The sequence below is a fragment of the Acinetobacter sp. YH01003 genome, from assembly GCF_013420525.1.
GTDB classification, from domain to species: domain Bacteria; phylum Pseudomonadota; class Gammaproteobacteria; order Pseudomonadales; family Moraxellaceae; genus Acinetobacter; species Acinetobacter towneri.
The window spans coordinates 285,534-309,689 of the sequence record NZ_VOXY01000001.1 but is presented as its reverse complement, the minus strand read 5'-3'; the positions used below and the strand labels follow the sequence as shown (position 1 = coordinate 309,689).

Below are 24,156 nucleotides of genomic sequence, written 5' to 3'. Positions count from 1 at the left end.
ATCTTCAACATATACTTGCTCGATATGTACCCACATATACGCTAAGTTCACATAATGTACTTAAAACCAATCACTGCATCTAAATTAAAAAAGACAATAAAAAACGCCCCTATGCTATTCACATAGAGGCGTTTTTGACTGTGTTCAGTAATTAGATTTTAGATACTAACTCTGGAACAACAGTGTTCAAATCACCCACTAACCAGTAGTCTGCTACTGCATTAATTGGTGCTTCTTCGTCTTTGTTGATTGCAACAATCACTTTAGAGTCTTTCATACCTGCCAAGTGCTGAATCGCACCAGAGATACCCACAGCGATGTACAAATCAGGTGCAACAATTTTACCTGTTTGACCTACTTGCATGTCGTTTGGTACGAAGCCAGCATCTACTGCTGCACGTGAAGCACCTTGTGCTGCACCAAGTTTATCCGCTAATGGATCAAGCACTTTGTGATAGTTCTCACCAGAACCTACACCACGACCACCTGAAACCACAATACGCGCTGCTGTTAACTCTGGACGCTCTGATTTCACAATTTCTTCAGATACGAACTTAGAAATACCCGCATCACCTTGTGAAGCAGCAGCTTCAACTGCTGCTGAACCACCTTCTGCAGCAACAGGGTCAAATGCTGTACCACGTACAGTACCCACCACAATCGCTTCTGAAGATTCTACAGTCGCAATTGCGTTACCTGCATAAATTGGACGTTTGAATGTCTTTGCAGAATCTACAGCGACGATGTCTGTGATCATGCTAACGTCAAGAAGTGCAGCCGCACGCGGTAAAATGTTTTTACCTGTTGTTGTAGAGGCAGCAAGGATATGGCTATAACCTTTGCCTAATTCTGCAACAAGTTTTGCTACGTTTTCAGCCAATTGGTTTGCATAAGCCGCATCGTCAGCAAGTAATACTTTGCTTACGCCTGCAACTTTAGCTGCTTGGTCTGCAACTGCTTGTGCACCAGAACCCGCAACCAATACAGTGATATCACCACCGATTTTTTGAGCTGCAGCAACAACGTTTAATGTTGCACCATTTAGTGCTTTATTGTCGTGCTCAGCGATAACTAAAATACTCATGATTTTTATCCTTCTGTATTAGATCACTTTCGCTTCGTTTTTCAATTTTTCTACAAGCTCATCTACAGATTTCACTTGTACGCCCGCTTTACGCTCAGCAGGTGCTTCAACTTTTACAGTTTTCAGCTTAGTACCTGTTGCAACGCCATAATCTGCAGGAGATTTGGTGTCTAGCGGTTTTTTACGTGCTTTCATGATGTTTGGAAGTGCCGCATAACGTGGCTCATTCAAACGTAAGTCAGTGGTGATGATTGCAGGAAGTGCAAGCTCAACAGTTTGTAAACCACCGTCAATTTCACGTGTTACCTGAACTTTGTCGCCATCTACTTTTACTTCTGAAGCAAAAGTACCCTGACCTGCACCAAGTAAAGCGCCTAGCATTTGACCAACTTGGTTAGAGTCGTCATCAATAGCTTGCTTACCCAATAAAATAAGTTGTGGTTGTTCTTGTTCAACAACACCTTTTAAGATTTTAGCCACTTCAAGTGCACCAATCTCATCGGCTGTTTCAACCAAAATACCACGGTCTGCACCAAGCGCCATTGCAGAACGAATTTGTTCCTGCGCTTCTTTAGGACCAATGGATACCACTACGATTTCTGAAACAGTTCCTTTTTCTTTTAAACGAACCGCTTCTTCCACTGCGATTTCACAGAATGGGTTAATTGACATCTTAACGTTAGTTAGGTCAACTCCACTATTATCCGGCTTAACGCGAACTTTAACGTTGGCATCTACCACACGTTTTACAGCAACAAGAGCCTTCATGTAATCCTCGGCTGTTTTAGCAAAAGTAAATATTGAGAAAAGTTAATAATAACTCTTCGCTTTAAATTTTTTAGGTGTCCTATCTTGCTATGTGATCGGCATTTCGGTCAAGTCAGAATTGTCTAAACAAGGCTAAAAATGCCGAAAATTAACTGAACGATGCGTTCATACTTTTTTATTTCTAAAAATTAACAAACCAAGCGACGATTATATAAGCAATTTTAAGCTTTGATTTATATTATGTTTTTTATTTATTTCCCTCATCAACAAGATTGATTGAAATGCAATTCAAATTGAGTTCCGCCTACAATTTAAGCAAAGTTCCTTACATAAAACCCCATAATCTGACTGTCATTAAAGATAGAAAACTTTATTTTTTGCAGTATTTTTTCAGATATAAATGCTCTTTTAAAATGTGACTGCTGGTTCACAAAACTGTATTCAGCAGTTTATTGGGTATGAAATAAACAATCTGTTTTATTTTGATGGATATTTATGCGCTTTCACCACGCCACCTCCCAGATAAAGGACATAAAAAAACTCAGCTTAAACTTGCTGAGTTTCTAAAAAGTCACGGTGGATATGACTTAAATCTATCAATTCATAGGCCTGTAAATTAAAAATTTCCCAAACTGCAATAAAATCTTCTTTTACATCTATTTTACTGCTTGCATTTGGGCGTGCTTGCCACTGCTGATCTGAAATCCATAAATAGCTTTGTTGCGTTTGCGGATGAATCGCCTGCATTTTACCTTCAGCATTAATACCCTGCACCAAACAATCGGCAGGTAGTTCTTGCTCGATCATCGGCAAGCTTATTTCGACAAAATGTTTCACTTGACGCAAGCCATAACCTGCAAAAATTTCTTTTTGGCTTGGGCTTAATTGTTCATATTTTTCTTGAAGATTCGAAATCATGGTTTTGCCTATCATTTGATATCCAAAGTGTTATGCAGTGGAACAAAAAATAATGTCATCCATGTCTATTATTCGTGTGACCCACTCTTTCTGCTTCTTTATACTGCATAACGCACTTTTTTATTATTCTACAATAGTTGCAATGACATCTTGGTGAAAGCGCTTTTACTTAAAGTATTAAGTACAGCACAAAGGCTTTACAACTGACTGTGAGAAAAATATTTGCAGTATGAAATAGCTATATTTTAACTTGCAAAAATAATGCCGACTTTAGGTAAAGCTTTACTTTTTACTCGCACGTGGATGTGCCTGATCATAAACTCGCGCTAACTGATCAAAATCGACATGGGTATAAATTTGCGTGGTGCTTAAATTGCTATGCCCAAGCATTTCTTGGACTGCACGTATATCCCCACTATTCGACAGCATGTGACTTGCAAAACAATGTCGCAATAAGTGCGGATGCAAATCGACATTAACGCCCGCACGCTGCGCCTGAAACTTCACCCGATTTTCAATTTGGCGTGCTTTTAAAGGTTCACCTTTTTGAGTAATAAACAATGCTGCATCGGGTACAAAATCGCCCTGCCATAAAGGGTAAATCTGCAGCCATTGCATCACCGCATCTTTGGCTTTGCGACCAAAAGGCACTATACGGGTTTTATTGCCTTTACCCGTAATGCGCAGCAATTGACGGTTAAAATCTAAATCGCGGATACGTAAACTTTGTACCTCTGCTAGGCGCAAACCACTCGAATAGAGCAATTCTAAAATCGCTTTATCGCGTCGCCACATTTGTTGTTGTACTTCAGTTTCAGGTTCAGGCTGATCCAAAATTTGATGAATCGTTTCAATATCAATCAAACCCGGCAAAGGTCGTGGCTGACGTTTTAGCTGAAAATTATCAATTGGATTAAATTGTAAATACTGCCCTTGCTCGGCCCATTTCATAAACTGACGAATTGCTGACAACATACGTTGCAAGCTACTGCCATTCAGCTGCTGCTGTTCTACTTTTTGCGCCAAATAATGTCTTAAATCGGAAGCTTCAACATCCTGCAAGCTGAGCCCTTGCTGCTCGCAAAATGAAAAAAAATCGGTTAAATCACGTGCATAGGCTTTTAAAGTATGCGGCGACTGCTGCTGTATTTCTCGCTCTTTGAGCCACATACTGAGTAATTGCTGCGGATCGTACATTACTTAGGCTCCAATTGAGCGCCTAAATCCAACTGAGATAAATAAGCAGAGATATATTTGGCCGCCTGATCTGCGTGTTCTTCTATAAACAAATGATCACCGCCTTGAACAATTTTTAGCTCAGCTTGTGGGAGTTGTTGCTGCAAAAACTCACCTACCGCGATTGGACTAATAAGGTCTTGATCACCCCACAACAATAAGACTGGAATTTGAATCTTACACAGTTCAGCCGTGTAATTGGCCTTTGCTCCCACAAACCAGTCTGGATAATTCAAATATTGATTTTGATAAGCCTGTCGCCAATCTTCAAGCTGAAAACTACTCAAATCTATGCCACCTGATGTCGCAGCCAATACCAGTCCTTTAATTTTTTTTGGATATTGTAAGGCTGCAGCGACAGCAAAAATACCGCCCATCGACTGTGCAATTAAAACGCTATCAGCTGGAATCTGATCCAGCACATAAGTCTGTAGACTATCAAAATCATGTACAAATGGATGTGCAGGCTGATGTCCAAATTCTGGATAAGCCACAATGTTTGCATTTGACTGAGGCAGTTTTTCAATTAGAGGATGAAAAAATGCGGTATTGCCTGAAGCGCCTGGTAAAAAGATCAATTGCGGCATATAGCGTTGTAAATTTTTAGAATAACTTTTAATACAGCATACCCGAACAGTACTGCAAGATACAAAAAAAGCACTATTATAAAATAGTGCTTTTCGGCAGATTTATGACGCATGCTTATTCGAGTACGTCATCAACCTTGAAAATAACTTAAATCTAAACGGCCATGGTAGACGTTTGCGGTTGGGCCTGTCATCCACACCACATCTCCCTCACGCCATTCAATTTGCAACTTGCCACCAGCCAGTTCAATTTCAACTGAATTGGCCAATAAGCCACGACGCATACCTGACACTGCTGCAGCACAGGCACCTGTGCCACAAGCCAAAGTTTCCCCTACGCCACGCTCAAAAACACGCAAACGTGCATGTTTTTCGTCAATAATTTGCATAAAGCCTGCATTAACACGCTGTGGGAAACGCTCGTGTGATTCCACTTGAGGGCCTATCCCTGCAACATCTGCAGTCAGAACATCAGGCACAATGGTCACAGCATGCGGGTTGCCCATATTCACCACATCAATGGTCAAAGCAGCACCCTCTTTTAAAGCGATGTCATATAAATTATCTGGTTTATCGGCAATAAAAGGAATCTCTTGCGGTAAGAATTTAGGATAGCCCATATTCACCCGCACCCAACCATTTTGACCAAGTTCAGGTTCTACAATACCCGCTTTGGTCTGCACCTTGATTTTGGTCTTGGTGGTCAACTGACGTTCATGCACAAAACGTGCAAAACAACGCACACCATTGCCACACTGCTCCACCTCAGAGCCATCGGCATTGAAAATGCGATATTTAAAATCCACATTCGGCAAATCAGGCGGTTCCACAATCAGCAATTGATCAAAACCAATGCCAAAGTGGCGGTCTGCAAGGCGCTGAATCGTCAGTGCATCCAAATACGCCCGCTGACTGATGAGATCAACCACCATGAAATCATTGCCTAAACCATGCATTTTGGTAAATTCTAATAACATCTCGAATTCCCCTTATGGCAATAAACGCTCTCTTTCCCACAAAGATTCAATGCTTTCACGTTCACGGATTAAGTGTGCCTGATCTGCATCGACCATCACTTCGGCCGCACGACCACGAGTGTTGTAGTTAGAGCTCATCACAAAACCGTATGCACCCGCACCCATCACGGCCAAAATGTCATTTTCAGCAATCGCCAATTCACGGTCTTTACCCAAGAAATCTCCTGTTTCACAGATTGCACCCACCACATCCCATGCTTTGCTTTCAACATCGGTACGTGGCGTCACTGGCTGAATATCCATCCACGCTTCATACAATGCAGGGCGGATTAAGTCATTCATTGCTGCATCAATAATTGCAAAATTACGATGTGTGGTCGGTTTTAATAAATCAACCTTAGTCAGCAATACACCCGCATTGGCAGAAATACTACGGCCTGGCTCCATATATACTTTAAGGCCTAACTTTTCTAAAGCTGGGCGCAAAGCATTGGCATACTCTTCAACGCTTGGTGGTGTTTCATCTTTATAGGTCACACCCAAACCACCGCCAATATCAATGTGTTTCAGTTGAATACCCATTTCTTTTAGGGTATCAATCATCACAATGACACGATCCAAAGCATCTACAAAGGGTTGTGTTTCGGTCAATTGTGAACCGATATGACAATCTATGCCGACAATATCCAAGTTTGGCAAAGACGCAGCATATTCATAGGTGCTGTACACAGAATCTGAAGGAATCCCGAATTTATTTTCTTTTAAACCTGTCGAAATATAAGGATGGGTTTTGGCATCCACATCTGGGTTAACCCTTAATGAAATTGGCGCTTTGACATTCATGCTTGCCGCAACTTTTTGAATACGGTCTAATTCTGCATGTGATTCTACGTTAAAGCAGGCAATCCCAACGTCCAACGCTTTTTGAATATCGGCTTCAGTTTTACCTAAACCTGAAAAAACAATTTTCGATGCATCACCACCTGCTTTGAGAACACGCGCCAATTCACCGCCTGTCACAATATCAAAACCTGCACCCAACTTAGCCAATACATTCAATACCGCAAGATTCGAGTTTGACTTTACCGCAAAACAAATTTGATGATCGATAAAGTGGAAAGCACGATCCATATCTAAATAATGCTTTTCAAAAGTCGCTTTTGAATAAACATAGAGTGGTGTGCCAAATTGCTGTGCGAGTTGTTGTAGCGAACATTGCTCGGCGTGCAAAACCCCTTGAATGCGGGTAAAACTCATGAATGTATCCTTTATCTAGAAAGCGTTAAGGTGTAGTCGATGTAGATGCAGCAGGTGCAGCAAACTGCTGTTGCACAGGTACGGCTGTGTCTGACGATGTTGCCGATTGCGTTGCACGTTTAGGCGCAGCATCTGGATATAACAAATATTTTGCGCGTTTGTCGTAATTTGGGTCATTGGGTAACTGTAATGTACCTGACTGACCACAACCGACCAAAACCACTGTTGTAAGCAAAACACTCATGCAGCAAATGACGGTACGCATCTGACCACCTATAAAATATTTTCGATGAAGTATAACGCGATCACTGCCGCGACCAAAGTGCTAATGCAGAGAGATTATATTGAGCTTAGTAAAAATTCTAGCTTACTTACTATTCTGCTGGCATAGATTGACCTTATCAGGTCTGAAAAATTGCGACTTCTGACACAGATAAAGTCAATTTTATTTCAAGGCATCAATTGTCAAAATCTAAAAACTATGCAAAAAATATAACGTGCTTAAAACCAAGTTCTTTTAACAGGAAGTTTTAAAGACTGGCATATCACTTGCTTAATTTTTACAACTGTTCAACTACAGTCACAAACTAAGCATTTATACACTGCGTTTATAAGAAGAAATTTATGCAAAATTTACAATCGATGATGGAAACCCTAAGCGGTTGGGTCTGGGGTCCATACATGCTGGTTCTCATTGTGGGAACGGGCGTCTTCCTCACCTTCCGCTTATTGTTCTGGCAATTCCGCATGCTGCCACTGGCTTTTAAACAAGTCTTTTGCAAACACGACAAAGCGCAAAAAGAACCGGGCGATATTTCACATTTCGCATCACTGATGACTGCACTCTCTGCCACCATTGGTACGGGAAATATTGCAGGTGTTGCAACGGCTTGCGTCCTCGGTGGCCCGGGTGCAGTGTTTTGGATGTGGATGACTGCCCTGTTTGGTATGGCGACCAAATATGGTGAAGGTGTTTTGGCGGTTAAATACCGTATTAAAAACGAAAAAGGGCAAATGTCAGGCGGCCCAATGTACTACATTGAACGCGGACTAAAATGGAAATGGCTCGCGATTATCTTTGCCTTTTTTGGCACAGTCGCCTCGTTTGGAATTGGTAGTTCAGTACAATCCAACACCGTAGCTTTAGCAGTTGAAAATAGCTTAGGTGTAGAAACTTGGATTACTGGCGTGGTAATTACCGTATTTTCTGCATTGGTGATTTTGGGCGGAATTAGCTCGATTTCCAAAGCATCTTCGGTGATTGTTCCGATTATGGCCATTCTGTATGTTACAGGCGGTTTAATTATTATCCTGAATAATTTACACCTTGTCGTGCCTGCATTTGAGCTAATTTTCCGTGATGCCTTTACTGGTGAAGCAGTTGCGGGCGGTGCAATTGGTGCAGTAATTCGTTACGGGGTTGCACGTGGCGTATTCTCCAACGAAGCAGGGATGGGTTCTGCCCCAATTGCTGCTGCGGCTGCAAAAACCGACCACCCTGCGCGTCAAGGTTTAGTGTCTATGACAGGTACCTTCATTGATACCATTATTGTCTGTAGCATCACGGGGATTGTTTTGGTAATGGGCTTCATTATGGCAGGTAATAGCTTTGGTGGTGCAACAGGTGCTGTACTCACCACACAGGTTTTTGACCAGTTATTGCCAGGCTTTGGTGGTTGGGTCGTCACTTTCGGGATCATCTTCTTCGCCTATTCCACCATTCTCGGTTGGAGCTATTATGGTGAAAAATGCTGTACTTATTTATTCGGCGAAAAATACGTGTTGATTTACCGCTTAATTTATATTGCTTCAGTGTTCATTGGCACCATCGCCACCCTAGATTTAGTCTGGTTATTTGCCGATACCTTTAATGGTTTAATGGCTGTACCAAACTTAATTGCCTTGTTGTTACTGTCTGGTGTGATTGCCAAAGAATCCAAAGACTTTATTGCGAAGCGCAAATCTGGCGAGTTGTATTAAATAAGCCCAATTCATTGAATTATTCCGTTCAAATCATACAATCACCCACGTGGTTGTATGATTTTCCATGAAAAATCCAGATAACATTCATTTCGCGAACATTCCTCTGTATGCTGTAGTCAGTTTTTAATTGATGCAATGACTGGGTTATGGCAAAAGTAAAAAGTGTCTATCGCTGTGAACAATGTGGTGCAGATCATCCTAAATGGGCAGGTCAATGTTCAGAATGTGGGGAATGGAACTCACTTCATGAGGTCAGTATTGCCCCTGCGGTGACGCATCGTGCCCAACCTAAAATGGGCGGTGGCTATGCAGGACAAGCGGCCGCCATTACCACGCTTAATAAAGTGTCTGTATCGCACGAAACCCGTTTAACAACAGGCATTGGGGAATTTGACCGTGTTTTGGGTGGCGGTTTGGTTACGGGCTCTGTGGTACTGATTGGTGGAGATCCTGGTATCGGGAAATCGACCATTTTGCTACAAACTGCGACTCACATGGCGGCTGCCAATAACACCGCTTTATATATCACAGGTGAGGAATCTCTTTCGCAAGTGGCGTTACGCGCTCAACGCTTAGACTTACCCACCGATCAACTGAAAGTCATGGCAGAAACCTGTGTCGAACGGATTTGTGAAGTTTTGGCGCATGAACGCCCTGCGGTAGCCATTCTGGACTCGATTCAAACTTTATATACCGAAACGTTGCAGTCTGCTCCAGGTGGTGTTTCACAAATTCGTGAATCAGCTGCCTTGCTGACTCGTTTTGCTAAAAATAGTGGTACTGCGCTGTTTATTGTCGGTCATGTGACCAAAGAAGGGGCTTTAGCGGGGCCGCGCGTCCTTGAACACATGGTCGATTGCGTCTTGTATTTTGAAGGACAGTCAGACTCACGCTACCGTATGATTCGAGCAGTCAAAAACCGTTTCGGTGCAGTGAATGAACTGGGCGTTTTTGGCATGACCGATAAAGGCTTACGCGAGGTTGCCAATCCATCTGCGATATTTTTGAGCCGTTATGATGAGGCAATTCCAGGTTCTATTGTCATGATTAGCCGCGAAGGAACGCGACCACTTTTAGTTGAAGTACAAGCTTTGGTGGATGATGCACATGGTCAGCCTAGACGTGTGGCTTTAGGTCTGGAACAAAACCGTCTGAATATGCTATTGGCGGTGATGCATCGGCATGGCGGCGTACAAACTTCAGGGCAAGATGTGTATGTGAATGTGGTCGGCGGCTTAAAAATTACTGAAACAGGTTCAGACCTTGCTGTACTACTTGCCTGTGCTTCTAGCTTGCGTGGCAAAGCCCTGCCACAACAATTGGCAGTATTTGGTGAGGTCGGTTTATCGGGTGAAATCCGCCCAGTACCAAATGGTCAGGAACGCTTAAAAGAAGCTATTAAACACGGATTTAAATATATTATTGTGCCGCGTGGCAATGCCCCACAAAAAGCCATTGCAGGTGTGCAAATTATTGCGGTGGCGCGTTTGCATGAAGCCTTAACTGAAGCCATGAATTTAAGTGAAAACTTAGGTTAAATCCTTGGATGATATTTTTTCAGTTTCAAGAAAAAATATCATATTTATATTGAAATTCGCAGCAAATGCCTGCATAAATACACAGCTTAACTTTATTTTAATATAGGAAAATTTGATGGAAGTTCGACAGCGTGGTTTGATCGCAGCAATGCTCACAGCGACTTTATTGGTAGCTCCGTTAGCAGCAGAAGCAAAACGTGCAGGTGGCGGTAAAAGCCATGGCATGAGTCGTTCGGCTGCTCCAACTCAGTCTTACCAACAACCTCGTCAAACAACGCCAGCACAACAACCAACAACTGCACCAGCACAGCAAAAATCTGGTCCAGGCGTAGGTGGTATGGTTGCTGCAGGTGTTGCAGGTGCGGCAATTGGTGCGGTTGCTGCCAATGCCTTGGCCGATGATCAAGCTGCAAGTGCTGCCGAAGCGCAAGAGGAAAAAGGCGGTATTCCAAGCTGGATTTGGATTTTACTCGCTGCTGCTGTTGCCTTCTTCATTTTCCGTAAGATGGGCGCAAAAAAAAAACTAACGCCTAATCCGTATGCGCCAAATAGCGGTGCCAATCAGGCACCGTTTGCGCAAACACCACCTGCTGCAGCGCCACGTAACGACAATACCAATATTTTTGGTCAATCTGTTGGGGGTTCTGCCGCTTCTACCCAAGCGGCTTTTGGTCAAGCTGCCAATAATAACGCGCCATTTGGTGCAGCTTATACCAACAGTGGCAATCAATTGCCTGATGGTTCAGAGCCTGCAACCTTTTTACGTGTAGCGCGTCAGCGTTTTAACCATATTCAGTCTATGAACACAGCCAGTAATATCGCAGAAATTCAGCGTTATTTAACTCCTGATTTATATCAGTCGATGTATCAGGACATTATGGCAAACCAAGACCAAGATGTAGCAGAGTTTTCTAACTTGAATGCCATGGTGGTCGATTCTGCAACTGAAAATGGTCAATATGTCATAAGTGTACGCTTTACAGGTACAGTCAGCGAAGACCTGAACAGCTTACCGCAACCATTTACAGAAATTTGGCACTTTGTAAAACCTGCAGGCTCTAATCAAGACTGGTTAGTGGCAGGTATTCAGCAAGAGCAATAATTTCAATGGATCTAGAAAAACAGCGACTTCGGTTGCTGTTTTTTATGCCTTTCTTTATCTAAGTTGAGACCCATCATGTTTAAACAGCACGTTTAAATCTTCTAAGACATCAACACCGAATACATCCACACTTGCCACACAAAACCAAACCCTCGATTGATTAGATCTATCAAAAAGTATCATCATTCATCAATACAGTTTATTTAGCCCACCTTCTCTTTGTATCTACCCAGAGATAAATCAAATCACGTTATCCGTATCACTTTGGTTATTTCCAGTCGATCTCCATTTACTTAGCCAACAAAAAAGCCCTGCAAACGGGCAAGGCTAAATTGTTAGTGTTAAATCTATTATTCAGGCAATGGAATAAATTGCTTATCGGTATTTTGAACTTTGCGCTCACCGACTGCGACTTCCAAATCTAAGGCTTCTTCACCACGTTCAACTGAAACAGTCACCGTCGTATGCGGTGCTTGTGCAGCAACATAATTAATTAAATGCGAGGTTGAAGTAATCGCTTCATCATTCACTTTTAAAATTTTGTCACCACGTTTTAAACCTGCTTCTGCTGCAGGGCCACCGCGCAGTACATCAGCAACCACTACACCGCCTTGTGCAGGTTCTAAAATGTTGTCTTGTTGCACAGGCAACAAACTAATACCTAACCAACCTCGAACCACACGTCCATCTTTTAAAATCGAGTTTAAAACCTGCTGACAGACTTGTGCAGGAATTGCAAAGCCGATGCCCAATGAACCACCTGATTGCGAGAAAATTGCCGTATTTACCCCAATCAAATTCCCTGCCACATCAATCAATGCACCACCTGAGTTACCTGGATTAATTGCTGCATCGGTTTGAATGAAATCTTCATAGGTATTAATACCCAAGTCAGAACGTCCTGTCGCAGAAATAATCCCTTGAGTCACGGTTTGTCCCACACCAAATGGGTTACCAATCGCAAGTACGACATCGCCCACTTCATTGCCACTCAGTTTAAATGGCAATACAGGCAGTTTTTCTAGATCAATTTTAATAACCGCTAAGTCTGTGTCTGGGTCAGTTCCAACAACTTTTGCAACCGCACGGCGTCCATCGTGCAAAGCCACGACAATTTGTTCAGCCTGCGCGATCACATGATTATTCGTTAAAATATAACCATCTGGACGAACAATGACCCCAGACCCCAAACTGTTTTCATTTGGGCCTTGCTTAAATTGATCGGGTAACTGATTGCCAAAAAATTCACGAAATGCAGGGTCATTTAACAATGGATGATCCATTTGTTTCACTTTTTGTGTGGTAAAAATATTTACCACCGCAGGCGCTGCCACTTTAACCGCAGCGCTATACGACACCACCCCACCTGTCCGTGTTGTATCAATTAATGGTTCAACTTTCTCGGCAGGCATTTTGACCCCATCGGCAGCCACAGGCGCTTTCGGTTTTTGCAGTTGTTGCCAAGTCACAAAGCCAATAATAACCAGAATGAGTAACACCCAAGGTAACCAGGTAAAGGTCCGGCGCACGTTTTGTACCTCTAAGTAAATTTTTTTTGATGATTAAGTCATTGAATGAGCTATTGTAAAACGAAACACAAATAGAAACATAAAAAAGCCCAAGAGTTTTGTCTTGCTTTAGTTACAATACAAAATATGTTTTGATATTGGCTAAATATGAGCAATTTGAGAAAGTTATGGCGCAGCTAAAAGAAATTATTCAATGGTGTGATCAAACTTTAAATACACATGAATTTAAAGATTACGCGCCCAACGGTTTACAAATTGAAGGTAAGTCTGAAGTTCAAAAAATTTTATGTGCAGTGACTGCCTCTCAAGAGGCTATTGATGCTGCTATTGCCCAAAATGCAGACTTACTGTTGGTACATCATGGCTATTTTTGGAAAGGCGAACCTTACCCAATTACAGGCATGCGCGGTAAACGCATCAAAAGTTTAATCCAGCATGATATTTCTTTGGTGGGTTATCACTTACCGCTCGATTCACACCCAAGTCTAGGCAATAATGCTGCCATTGCTGAATGTTTGGCATTAGAAAATTTGCAAGCCCTAGACCCGAGTGAACGTCATCCTATTGGTAATATTGGTTTTTTAAAGCAAGCCATGAGCGCAACCGAATTTCGTGACTATCTCACAGCGCGTTTAGGCTTTAAAACCATTCATCTTCCTGCCGAAAAAAGTCAGATTCAAAAAGTAGGGTTCTGCACGGGTGCAGCACAAGATTTTATTGGCAAAGCGGCAGAACAAGGTTGTGATGCCTTTATTTCGGGCGAAGTCAGTGAACGCACCTATTATGAAGCCAAAGAACTAGGCGTGCATTATTATGCCTGCGGACATCACGCGACTGAGCGCTATGGTGTACAACGACTCGCAAAAGCTATTTCAGAACAGTTTAATATTGAGTATAGTTATTTTGAATTAAATAACCCAATTTAATACACCGTTTCACCCAACGATTTCACTCAAATGACATCTGTGTTTAACATAGTCTTTAGATGTATACATTCGAGTCTTATTCTGTATGGTTATTTATACCTAATGCGCAATTTGATCTCGAAATCTATTACAATAGAGCCACTTAATGTTAAAACCCAGCAAAATGCAAGGAATTGAAAACATGACAACCATTACTTTACCGGCTTTACCATACGGTTACGAAGATCTTGCTCCACACATCAGCAAAGAAACTTTAGAATTCCACCACGACAAACACCACAACACTTATGTTGTGAACCTGAACAACTTGATCGCGGGTACGGAGCTTGAAGGTAAAACTTTAGACGAAATCATCAAAGCAACTGCAGGCGATGCAGCTAAAGCTGGTGTATTCAACAACGCAGCGCAAGTTTGGAACCACACGTTCTACTGGAACTGTATGGCTAAAAACGGTGGTGGTAAAGCTACTGGTGCTTTGGCTGCTAAAATTGATGAAGCTTTCGGTTCTTACGAAAAATTTGCTGAAGAATTTGCTGCTGCTGCAACAACTCAATTCGGTTCAGGTTGGGCTTGGTTAGTAGCTGACGAAGTGAATGGCAAACTTTCTATTATGAAAACTTCAAATGCTGACACACCAATGGCGCACGGCAAAGTTGCAGTATTGACGATTGACGTTTGGGAACACGCTTACTACATCGACTTCCGTAATGCACGTCCTGTTTACATCAAAACTTTCTTAGAAAGCCTTGTAAACTGGGATTACGCAAATGCGAAATACGCAGGTCAAGATGCTGGTGTAGAAAAATAATTTCTATTTTTCTGTAGAAAAACTGCTCTTTATGGGCAGTTTTTTTATTTTTGCAGATGAAATGAATATTTATAAAGCAAACAATACATTTCTGATGATGAACGTGTTGACGACTTAAACTTTCATCCCTAAAATGCCCCACAGATTCTCCAATAGCTCAGTCGGTAGAGCGACGGACTGTTAATCCGCAGGTCCCTGGTTCGAGCCCAGGTTGGAGAGCCAATCTATTCTCCCATAGCTCAGTCGGTAGAGCGACGGACTGTTAATCCGCAGGTCCCTGGTTCGAGCCCAGGTGGGAGAGCCAAGATTCTAAAAATCCCACGCAGTATGACGTGGGATTTTTTTTTGCAATTTTTATTGTTTTTATAGTGGATATGATGTTCTAAACGAATGGAACAGGCCTCACTCTCCCCTTAAATCAAAATTAAAACCATACAGTGAAGATCGGGCTATCCCCTCTTGTGATGACTCTATTTTTTCGCTAACTTAGGTTCATCAACAACAATAAAACTTGAAAGCCCATGCAAGCGCCTTGGTTAAAATCCCTGATTTTTTGGACAATTCTGATTGTGGTGATTTTTGCAATTTTTCAATGTACGCAAAAATCTGAAAGCAATAAAACTGCTGCGACACTCATGTATGAACGTCTGTATCAATGCAGTCGTGATCTGAACGCACAACAACAAGCCACCTTAAAACAAATTCAAAGCCAAGTGAAAACAGAAATGACTCAGCAAGAGATGCTGCAATTAATTAACTTATGTCGTAAAACCAACCCACCACAGACACGCGAAGATTATATAAAAGCCATTCAAGCACTCTAAAAACTGCGTTGAAACAAAGCTAGATGATTATTTTTAAAGCAGTTAATCTATAATTACGGTTTTTTTTCAATTCCAGCTTGACCAAAAACAGATACCCACATAGAATGCGTGTCAGATTCTCCCATAGCTCAGTCGGTAGAGCGACGGACTGTTAATCCGCAGGTCCCTGGTTCGAGCCCAGGTGGGAGAGCCAAAATTCTTAAAAAACCCACGCATTATGACGTGGGTTTTTTATTCCTGCTGTTTAGGGTCTAACGACACCGCATCATCTATGTTTGAATCCAGTCAATCGACTTTCTTGCTTATTGGCAGCTTGGCTAGCCTTGCCCTGTTTATCTTAATTTTTAAGCAATTATTTTTCCCCAAGAAAAACTTTTATCCTAAACCGATGATGACTGCTTTTGAACGCAGAATGTTTATGCGTTTAAAACAAGCTTTTCCTGAGCATCACATCTTGGCACAAGTGGCGTTTAGCGCATTAATCACCAACAACCACTATAAAATTCGTGCGCTGTTTAATCGTAAAGTGACTGATTTTGTGATCTTAAATGCAGAAATGCAGGTCATTGCAATTATAGAGTTAGATGACCCCTCACATATTGGCAAAGAACAGGAAGATGCAGAACGGGATGCAATGTTTCACGAGGCAGGTTATCGCGTTGTCCGATACACCGAGATTCCAAGTATCAGACAACTACAATCAGATTTGAGTTGAAATCATCAACTCGATATTAAGGTGTAGCTTCTGAAGCAGCTTGTGTCTGACCCGCCTGCTTCGCTTGCTGTGCTGCAGCTTCACGCGCTTCAATACGCGCAATAATTTCTGCCTGCTGTTGTTTATATTTTTCCTGATTTTTGGCATCACTATTGACTGCTAAAAATGCCATGCTGACCAAAAAGATAGGAATCAACAAACCTAAGCTTGCCAAGATAATCATCTTTTTTAGACTTGGCTTTTTTTCAGGACTTTGCTGCTCAGACTGTGACATCATATATTCCTATTTCAAACGCATCAAAATGAAGCTCAATATATCAAAATCGAGTGTAGGCACAAAGTTTCTTGTGGCTTTTGCACGTTTATTCATCTACAACTTTCTTTGAATCAATCAATAGATAAAAAACCACAGCCTGCGTACAAGCTGTGGGCAGTTCATAAACAAAGTATTGCTGAACAGTCAAAGCTGTCTATTTAATACATAATTGGATTTGCGACAAAACCTGTTTCAAACACGCCAAATGGTCAAAATCTGCAGATGGCGTGTCTTGCATCCGCCAAGCCATATAACCATCTGGGCGTACAAGCACTGCACCTGCATCGGCAATTTCAGACTTTTGCTGCCATGTTGCATACACATCTAGATGCTCATGCGCACCAATCTGAATCACATCTAAATAGGCCAAGTTGAGTTCTGCTGCAGCCGTTTTCCATGCTTTGCCTGACAAACCTGTCAGCAAGGTAAAACGACCTTTACCGACAATATCTAAAGTTGAATGTTTATGACCTTTGGCATCAATCAACCACGTATGTGGGACTTTTGCACCTGGGCGTGTAGTGGCTTGCAAGTACAATTGCGGGTCTTGTAAAAACGTTTCAGTGGTAGTTTCAGCAAGCATGGCATTAGATACATAACGCTGATTCAACTCCACTCCCTGCGCATTAAATTCATAATGTTTAATTGCCAGTGCCTGATACAATTTTTCCCGAATTTGGGCTGCTTCTGCGGTTTCTGCAAAAATAAGATCCAGCATTTCAGCTTGTGTGCTAACGCCATCATCAAAGCCAAAAACTTCTTTTAGATGTTTATAATCAAAGCGGGACTGGTTAGCACGCGCGACAATTTGCTTACCTACAGGCGCACGTTCATCACTGTATGATGCCAAGAGTTCAGGCGTTGCCCAACCTTTCACCGCATAAGCCAATTTCCAACCCAAATTGAAAGCATCTTACATACAAGTATTAGAACCTAAACCACTCGAAGGTGGATGACGATGCACGGCATCTCCACCACAGAATACCCGTCCAACCGAATACTGGGTGGCCCAAGTTTGATTGACATACCAATAGGATACTTTTTCAATTTCAACTTCTTGGATTTCTTCGCCCACAAAGGCATTCAAACGTGCGCGAACTTGTGCTTCGGTTACCTCAGGCTCACCTTTGCTGATGTCAAAACCCCAGCCCATAATCCATTCATTCCAAGGTTGAATGGCACGTAACAAGCCCATGCCCAAGTCACCAAAACTGGCTTCAGGATTGACAATCCACTGTAAAATTGCAGGTCGATGCGCCACATATTTACTCAAGTCGGCTTTAAAAGTCACATAAACTGTACCCGCACGTGCCATTACACCTTCTAAAGGCAATTGCAATTCTTCAACCACTTTAGAACGCGCACCGTCCATCCCCACCAAATACTTGGCACGTAAACTAAATTCTGTATTCGTGATTTTATTCTGAAAAGTTGCGGTAACTCCATGTTCATCTTGGGTATGTGATAAATATTCGGTATTGAAATTATAAATTGCGCCACGCTCGGCTGCATTTTTTACCAATAATGTTTCCATTTTTGGCTGAATTAAATCGACAAAAGGACATGGACTGCCTTTGATATAATCACCGTGACGTTCATCACCTGTTCCCCAGCAACTCATACGTGCAATTTCTTCACCGACCAAACTGGTGGTAAGCAAACTTTCGCCCATTTGTTGCCACGGTGTTGCAATGGCTTTAACTTGTTCTTCGATACCTAAATCACGTAAAACTTCCATCGCCCGTTGATTGGTAATATGTGCACGCGGGCTATTGGCTAACCAGTTAAACTGGGTGAACAATTGTACTTTGATGCCATAATTCGCCAAAGCTAAGCCAAGGGTTGAACCCGCTGGCCCCGTACCAATTACCAAAACATCGGTATCGTAATGTGTCGACATACTGGACTCCTTTCACTGCCAAATCTGTTGCAAACATCTTGCGCTGCAGTGTAATCCAGTCAAAAAGTGCGCCTATTTGTATGCGTATAAACTATAGATGGATTGGTTTTAGCACTAGTTTGACTTTGTACTGAATTTTTTGACCGATATGCAGAATGCTGTATCGGCAAAACTGCTTTGGTTTACAATTGCGGTAGATAGATGCGGGTTGATAGGCAAAGCGAATGGAATTGAGGCATTTACGTTATTTTGCTGCAGTCGCAGAAGAACAATGTTTCACAAAGGCGGCAGATAAACTCTTTACCACACAGCCTTCTTTAAGCCAGCAAATTAAAGATTTGGAGGAAGAAGTCGGTGTAAAATTATTGGATCGTTCTGCGCGACAAATTCAACTGACCGATGAAGGTAGTGCTTTTTTACCCTATGCCCTACAAGCCATTGAAAACTCAAAATTAGCCATTGCTGCAGCGCGTCAAGTTGCCCATCAAAAAAACAATCAAATTCATATTGGTTTGTTGAATGTAGCGGAGCTAAAAGTTCTACCATTAATTTTGGAACGCTTAAAATGTGAAATTCCTGATTTGCAAATTCACATTCAAAGTCTGACTTGTTTGGAGCAAATTCAGCGTTTAAAAAATGCTGAACTCGATTTAACTTTTACCCGCTATGCAATTACACATGAAGATTTTGAAAACCTGCATATTTTGACCGAAAAGATTTATTTGGTGTCGGGGCAAAAGTCTGTGACGCATAAAACTTGCTTGAGTGTGCAAGATGTAATGCAACACAATTTAATTATGTGCGAACAAAATGCCTCGCCTGTTTTTTATGAGCACGTCACCCACGCCATTCCTGTGGAGCAGATGCCTACAGAACGCTTGCTTTGGGTAACCAATGTTTTGCAGCATATTAATTTAATTAATCTGGGCATGGGCTACAGCTTTGTGCCTGAATATTTATTACGCTTTTTAGCCGATCATGTGGTGATTTTAGATACCAATTTTGAAGTGCAAGCTTTAAATTTATATGCCAATTATTGTAAGCAAAATCAAAATCTGGTTTTGCAACTTATTACTCAGGAGTTAAAAAGGGTTTAGTCGCAAATGGTTTAACAAGAAAAATACGGCAAAAATATCTATAAAAAAAGCATCTGACCAGCAATATCATCAGATGCTTTGTTAGATTTTTTATTCAATGAAAGGGTTTACATTAAAGCCAATACAATTCCCACAAAAATAATCAGCCCTACCCAACGGTTATGACGAAATGCCCAAAAACAGCGTTGCGGGTCTTTATCTTTGGTTTTACTCCATTGGTATATAAAGTCTGCAACCACAACCAGTAATGCCGCTAAACCAAACGGAATCAGTAAATTTTCTAACCACAATGCCGTACCAATCAAAAGTACACTGCCCGCTTGCAACAATGAAATAATTTGAATGTCATAGCGACCAAATAAAATTGCGGTAGATTTCACCCCAATTTTCAAATCATATTCACGGTCTGTAATTGCATATTGAGTGTCATAAGCCACAGTCCACGCCAAATTGCCAAAATACAATAACCAACAAGTAAGATCAGGCGTTGCACCTACAGCGGTATAAGCCATAGGGATAGACCATGAAAATGCCGCTCCCAAGAACACTTGCGGTAAATGAGTGTAGCGTTTCATAAATGGATAAATAAACGCTAAAAATAATGCCCCAAATGACCAATAGAAAGTTTCAATTGGTAAAAATAACAACATGGCTGCGCTTAGTGCAACCAAACCTAAGAATACATAAATGGCTTCTTTGGCACTAATCACACCCGTGGCTAAAGGACGTGTTTTGGTACGCTCCACATGACCATCCACCTTACGGTCAGCAAAGTCATTAATGGCACAGCCTGCAGCGCGCATAAAAATTGTGCCCAGAATCATAGGGATTAATATCCCGATAGACGGCATGCCCTGATTAGCAATCCACAAGGCCCACATGGTTGGCCAAAACACCAGTTCTGTGCCAATCGGTTTATCGAAACGACACAAATAATAATATGCTTCTAAACGCTCACGCCACGTGATCTGCTGTGCCAATGCCATACCAATCTCGTATCTTAATGTTGTTGAATAAATTGCTCAAAACGCGGTAAAAAAGTTTCTTGCACAATAAATTTACAGCCATGCCAAGTATAGCAACTCTGTCGTGTCCAGCCTTCATCGAGCAAAACCACACGCCTTTGACACAACGGATTGGTACGCTGAAATAAAAACCAGCCAATGGGTTTATTGCCAATATGCTGAAATAAACGGGCTTTGCTTTGCAAACTTAGAATCGGAAAAATACTTTTGGCTTTGACCCATGGCTGTTCATCACACCCATATAAATAGCTTTCACGCACCCATGAAGTGTGCCAATGTGGCATTTGCATCCACTGGGCATCTTGTAAATTTAAACGCTGAAAAGATTGCTGCAGTGGTTCAACTTTAAATTGTCCGCCTGCGAGCTGAGTCAGTTGTTGGGTCAAAGAACCTGCTGCATATAGCCATGTTTTTAATTCAGAAGGCAGATTTGCCTGCTTGGGAAAAATAGGCTGTGTTCGCATGTTCCGCCACCTTAACAAGATAGCCTAGTGTAGCCCAAATTTAGGCAAAGTTTTGTGACCGATGGCGCAATTCCCTGCAATTATCCAAAAAAATTAAGCGAATTCTTATATTTTGATAAAATCCATGCCAATTCAAAACCATGATTGCACCATCTAAAACAAAAAACCCGCCGAAGCGGGTTTTTCAAATTTAAGATTTTTGATGTATTACAAGCTGTAGTACATATCAAATTCAACTGGGTGAGTCGTCGTGTTCAAACGACGTACATCTTCAGTTTTCAATTCGATATAAGCATCAAGCATGTCTTTGGTGAATACACCACCTTTTAATAAATAGTCGTGATCTTCTTTCAAAGCATCAAGCGCCATTTCTAGGTTGTGTGCCACAGTTGGGATTTTTGCTTCTTCTTCAGGCGGAAGGTCATACAAGTTTTTATCTGCAGCTTCACCTGGGTGAATCTTGTTTTGAATACCGTCAAGACCCGCCATCAACAATGCCGCAAAACCTAAGTACGGGTTCATCATTGGATCAGGGAAACGCGCTTCAATACGTTTGCCTTTCGGGCTAGACACGTAAGGAATACGAATAGATGCAGAACGGTTACGCGCTGAGTAAGCCAACATAATTGGTGCTTCAAAGTGCGGTACTAAACGCTTATATGAGTTGGTCGATGGGTTAGTCAACGCGTTCAAAGAGCGGGCATGTTTGATAATACCGCCAATGAAGTACAACGCCATTTCTGACAAACCTGCGTATTCATCGCCTGCGAATAAGTTTTTGCCATCTTTAGAGATAGACATGTGTACGTGCATACCTGAACCGTTATCGCCTACCATTGGTTTAGGCATAAAGGTTGCAGTTTTTGCATATTGATGCGCAACGTTCCAAACTGCATATTTGAACTGTTGCACTTCGTCAGCCTTACGCACCATAGTATTGAAGCTCACACCAATTTCTAACTGGCAAGATGCAACTTCATGGTGATGTACTTCTACACGACCAGGCCCCATGATTTCTTCAATTTTTGCACACATATCTGCACGCATATCTTGAGAAGAATCTACTGGTGGTACTGGGAAATAACCGCCTTTCACACGTGGACGGTGACCTGAGTTACCAGCTTCATAGTCTTTACCTGTAGACCATGCTGCTTCTTCTGCGATTAATGTATGGCGCGCGCCAGACATATCGATGTCCCATTTTACTTCGTCAAATACGAAGAATTCTGGTTCAGGACCAAAGAAAGCCGTGTCACCAATACCTGTCGATTTTAAATATTCTTCAGCACGGCGAGCAATAGAGCGTGGATCGCGATCATAGCCTTGACCTGTAGATGGTTCGATGACATCACAAGTCACAACCACTGTTGGCTCAGCAAAGAACGGGTCAATGAAACCAGTTGCAGCATCTGGGCGTAAGATCATGTCTGATGCTTCGATTCCTTTCCAGCCAGCAATTGAAGAACCATCAAACATTTTACCGTCTTCAAAGGTATCTTCATCGATACTGTCTGCAGGATAAGTTACGTGCTGCTCTTTACCCTTAGTATCTGTAAAGCGGAAATCGACCCATTTTGCACCACTTTCTTGGATGAGTTGAAGGACCTTGTTCGCCATGCTCATTTTGCTCCGATGTTTTTTGTTGCACTCGAAAGTGCGTGTTAGTAGTTGGTAGTTATTAAGCAATTAGCGTACCAACTTTTAAAAGCAATGCTAAAACCATGAATTCCGTATGAGAACACATCATTTAAATAATTTACTTTGACGCTATTATACTGTCAGAAATACGAATTGCACCATATTCAAACACTGTTCATTTGTTTTGATAAAAAACGCCAAAACAAAGCACTATTTTAGTGCATTTTTTGTAAGCTTCTGCAACTGTGCCACTAAAAACACCAGCCAAACTCGCTCAATTCGCGGCAGTAATTGTTCTGATCTATATAATGATTGCTCTATCTAATAAATTGCGTGCTGCAAATGTTGTTATTTTATTCAGCTAAAATAACAACATACTTTAAAAATTATAAACCCACCTAATTTCTAAGCGACATCCACGTAAAAACAGCATAGCAAGCATCAATATTTTCTTTGACGTTTTTAAAGTTTTAGTTGGCTTAGCCTTTTAATTTTTACGCATAGGAGATGCAACTTTTTAGCGCAACAACAATCTTATCGGTACAGTCATATAGTTTGTAGCCTGTCTATGACAGCCCGATGAACATTTTTTGATTTCCTAGAAAATTGCTTTCGTTTATTTTCTTAAAAGATTGAATACCACTGAATTCACATTGAAAAAAACTCAATGCAGCACTCTGCTGATAATCCTTAACAGCGATTATCATATAAATAGTCCGCAGAAAATGCTTATTTTTTGCTATGATGATAAGTGCTTCCTTATTCCACCTTCTTTTCGACAAGAAAAATAAAGTCCTTTCTCATTATAGGCGCAGGAATAAAGCAAATTATCTCAGACTCTTTAGCACTTAAAGTGTTCAATTTTCAATAGGTTAGCTCATGCTTTTAATGATCGACAACTATGACTCTTTTACCTACAACATCGTCCAGTATTTTGGCGAGTTAAATCAGGAAGTAAAAGTCGTTCGTAATGATGCCGTGACATTAAAAGATATTGAGCGATGGCAACCCAAGTATTTGGTGATTGGCCCAGGCCCTTGTTCTCCATCTGAAGCAGGGATTTCTATTCCTGCAATTCAGCATTTTGCAGGCAAAATTCCGTTACTGGGTGTGTGTTTAGGACACCAAAGTATCGGACAAGCCTTTGGTGGAAACATTGTGCGCGCTAAAACCGTGATGCATGGTCGTTTATCGGATATGTACCACAGCAACACAGGTATTTTTAGCAATCTGCCTTCACCATTTTCTGCAACCCGTTACCACTCTTTGGTGATTGATCAAGCAACCTTGCCAGATTGTCTGGAAGTGACATGCTGGACCAAAGAAGCAGATGGTTCGATGGAAGAAATTATGGGCGTGAAGCACAAAACTTTGCCTGTTGAAGGCGTGCAATTTCACCCCGAATCGATCCTGAGCCAACACGGTCATCAAATCTTTAAAAACTTTTTGGAAATTTACGCATAA

General features: G+C 41.7%; 22 protein-coding genes, 3 tRNA genes and 1 pseudogene. 12 read left to right on the top strand and 14 right to left on the bottom strand.

What is annotated here, in order from left to right; translation table 11 throughout:
- Positions 1-151: 151 nt before the first annotated feature.
- From FTT70_RS01515 to FTT70_RS01480, 8 genes are all read right to left on the bottom strand, one after another.
- A complete protein-coding gene (locus FTT70_RS01515) occupies positions 152-1,084 on the bottom strand; it encodes an electron transfer flavoprotein subunit alpha/FixB family protein (RefSeq protein ID WP_131261593.1) in 933 nt (310 codons plus the stop codon).
- A gap of 18 nt (positions 1,085-1,102) precedes the next feature.
- The gene (locus FTT70_RS01510; RefSeq protein ID WP_096901145.1) at positions 1,103-1,852 is read right to left on the bottom strand and encodes an electron transfer flavoprotein subunit beta/FixA family protein; all 750 of its coding nucleotides are present in this window, start codon (positions 1,850-1,852) and stop codon (positions 1,103-1,105) included.
- A gap of 546 nt (positions 1,853-2,398) precedes the next feature.
- A complete protein-coding gene (locus tag FTT70_RS01505; RefSeq protein WP_096901040.1) occupies positions 2,399-2,770 on the bottom strand; it encodes a hypothetical protein in 372 nt (123 codons plus the stop codon).
- A 282-nt stretch (positions 2,771-3,052) separates the two neighbouring features.
- Positions 3,053-3,967 (bottom strand): site-specific tyrosine recombinase/integron integrase, encoded by a 915-nt coding sequence (gene xerA, locus FTT70_RS01500; protein ID WP_180168204.1) that lies wholly within the window; start codon positions 3,965-3,967, stop codon positions 3,053-3,055.
- On the bottom strand, positions 3,967-4,593 hold the full coding sequence (locus tag FTT70_RS01495; protein WP_180168203.1) for an alpha/beta fold hydrolase: 627 nt from the start codon (positions 4,591-4,593) through the stop codon (positions 3,967-3,969). Before FTT70_RS01495 ends, xerA begins: the two co-directional genes overlap by 1 nt.
- 131 nt (positions 4,594-4,724) lie before the next feature.
- A complete protein-coding gene (dapF, locus tag FTT70_RS01490) occupies positions 4,725-5,570 on the bottom strand; it encodes a diaminopimelate epimerase (protein ID WP_168460183.1) in 846 nt (281 codons plus the stop codon).
- A 12-nt stretch (positions 5,571-5,582) separates the two neighbouring features.
- The gene (gene lysA / locus FTT70_RS01485) at positions 5,583-6,827 is read right to left on the bottom strand and encodes a diaminopimelate decarboxylase (RefSeq protein WP_180168202.1); all 1,245 of its coding nucleotides are present in this window, start codon (positions 6,825-6,827) and stop codon (positions 5,583-5,585) included.
- Positions 6,828-6,852: 25 nt separating this feature from the next.
- Complete coding sequence (locus FTT70_RS01480) at positions 6,853-7,092, bottom strand: lipoprotein (RefSeq protein WP_004971884.1); 240 nt, start codon at positions 7,090-7,092, stop codon at positions 6,853-6,855.
- A gap of 359 nt (positions 7,093-7,451) precedes the next feature.
- On the opposite strand from FTT70_RS01480, the gene FTT70_RS01475 reads away from it, so the two are divergent.
- From FTT70_RS01475 to FTT70_RS01465, 3 genes are all read left to right on the top strand, one after another.
- A complete protein-coding gene (locus FTT70_RS01475; protein ID WP_096900947.1) occupies positions 7,452-8,807 on the top strand; it encodes a sodium:alanine symporter family protein in 1,356 nt (451 codons plus the stop codon).
- A 149-nt stretch (positions 8,808-8,956) separates the two neighbouring features.
- Positions 8,957-10,348, top strand: coding sequence for a DNA repair protein RadA (radA, locus tag FTT70_RS01470; protein WP_104853204.1), 1,392 nt, complete (start codon positions 8,957-8,959; stop codon positions 10,346-10,348).
- Positions 10,349-10,463: 115 nt separating this feature from the next.
- A complete protein-coding gene (locus FTT70_RS01465) occupies positions 10,464-11,450 on the top strand; it encodes a Tim44 domain-containing protein (RefSeq protein ID WP_180168201.1) in 987 nt (328 codons plus the stop codon).
- Between the two features lie 350 nt (positions 11,451-11,800).
- Here the strand turns inward: FTT70_RS01465 and FTT70_RS01460 are convergent, their stop codons facing one another.
- Positions 11,801-12,979, bottom strand: coding sequence for a trypsin-like peptidase domain-containing protein (locus tag FTT70_RS01460; RefSeq protein ID WP_004971893.1), 1,179 nt, complete (start codon positions 12,977-12,979; stop codon positions 11,801-11,803).
- A gap of 167 nt (positions 12,980-13,146) precedes the next feature.
- Here FTT70_RS01460 and FTT70_RS01455 point away from each other — a divergent pair, with 167 nt between their 5' ends.
- From FTT70_RS01455 to FTT70_RS01425, 7 genes are all read left to right on the top strand, one after another.
- Positions 13,147-13,905: a Nif3-like dinuclear metal center hexameric protein gene (locus FTT70_RS01455; RefSeq protein WP_004971895.1), complete on the top strand. Its 759-nt coding sequence runs from the start codon at positions 13,147-13,149 to the stop codon at positions 13,903-13,905.
- 181 nt (positions 13,906-14,086) lie between these two features.
- Complete coding sequence (locus FTT70_RS01450; RefSeq protein WP_026438302.1) at positions 14,087-14,713, top strand: superoxide dismutase; 627 nt, start codon at positions 14,087-14,089, stop codon at positions 14,711-14,713.
- A 146-nt stretch (positions 14,714-14,859) separates the two neighbouring features.
- A tRNA-Asn gene (locus tag FTT70_RS01445) sits at positions 14,860-14,935 on the top strand.
- Between the two features lie 6 nt (positions 14,936-14,941).
- Positions 14,942-15,017, top strand: a tRNA-Asn gene (locus FTT70_RS01440).
- A gap of 217 nt (positions 15,018-15,234) precedes the next feature.
- Positions 15,235-15,537, top strand: a complete 303-nt coding sequence (locus FTT70_RS01435) for a hypothetical protein (RefSeq protein ID WP_004971899.1) — start codon at positions 15,235-15,237, stop codon at positions 15,535-15,537.
- Positions 15,538-15,654: 117 nt separating this feature from the next.
- Positions 15,655-15,730, top strand: a tRNA-Asn gene (locus FTT70_RS01430).
- A gap of 78 nt (positions 15,731-15,808) precedes the next feature.
- On the top strand, positions 15,809-16,252 hold the full coding sequence (locus FTT70_RS01425) for a DUF2726 domain-containing protein (RefSeq protein ID WP_004971902.1): 444 nt from the start codon (positions 15,809-15,811) through the stop codon (positions 16,250-16,252).
- Between the two features lie 16 nt (positions 16,253-16,268).
- Here the strand turns inward: FTT70_RS01425 and FTT70_RS01420 are convergent, their stop codons facing one another.
- The gene (locus FTT70_RS01420) at positions 16,269-16,526 is read right to left on the bottom strand and encodes a hypothetical protein (protein ID WP_096900950.1); all 258 of its coding nucleotides are present in this window, start codon (positions 16,524-16,526) and stop codon (positions 16,269-16,271) included.
- Positions 16,527-16,722: 196 nt separating this feature from the next.
- Positions 16,723-18,468 (bottom strand): annotated as a pseudogene (locus FTT70_RS01415) (FAD-dependent monooxygenase).
- A 224-nt stretch (positions 18,469-18,692) separates the two neighbouring features.
- Between FTT70_RS01415 and FTT70_RS01410 the strand changes: the two are divergent.
- Positions 18,693-19,565 carry a LysR family transcriptional regulator gene (locus tag FTT70_RS01410; protein WP_180168200.1) on the top strand — a complete coding sequence of 291 codons (873 nt, stop codon included), beginning with the start codon at positions 18,693-18,695 and terminating at the stop codon, positions 19,563-19,565.
- A 107-nt stretch (positions 19,566-19,672) separates the two neighbouring features.
- Here the strand turns inward: FTT70_RS01410 and ubiA are convergent, their stop codons facing one another.
- From ubiA to glnA, 3 genes are all read right to left on the bottom strand, one after another.
- A complete protein-coding gene (gene ubiA, locus FTT70_RS01405; protein ID WP_178318581.1) occupies positions 19,673-20,551 on the bottom strand; it encodes a 4-hydroxybenzoate octaprenyltransferase in 879 nt (292 codons plus the stop codon).
- Between the two features lie 14 nt (positions 20,552-20,565).
- Complete coding sequence (locus tag FTT70_RS01400; protein WP_004971911.1) at positions 20,566-21,054, bottom strand: chorismate lyase; 489 nt, start codon at positions 21,052-21,054, stop codon at positions 20,566-20,568.
- 207 nt (positions 21,055-21,261) lie between these two features.
- Entirely contained in the window at positions 21,262-22,677 is a 1,416-nt protein-coding gene (gene glnA, locus FTT70_RS01395; RefSeq protein WP_179994655.1) for a type I glutamate--ammonia ligase, read from the bottom strand.
- 894 nt (positions 22,678-23,571) lie between these two features.
- Between glnA and FTT70_RS01390 the strand changes: the two genes are divergently transcribed.
- Positions 23,572-24,156, top strand: a complete 585-nt coding sequence (locus FTT70_RS01390; protein WP_218952753.1) for an aminodeoxychorismate/anthranilate synthase component II — start codon at positions 23,572-23,574, stop codon at positions 24,154-24,156.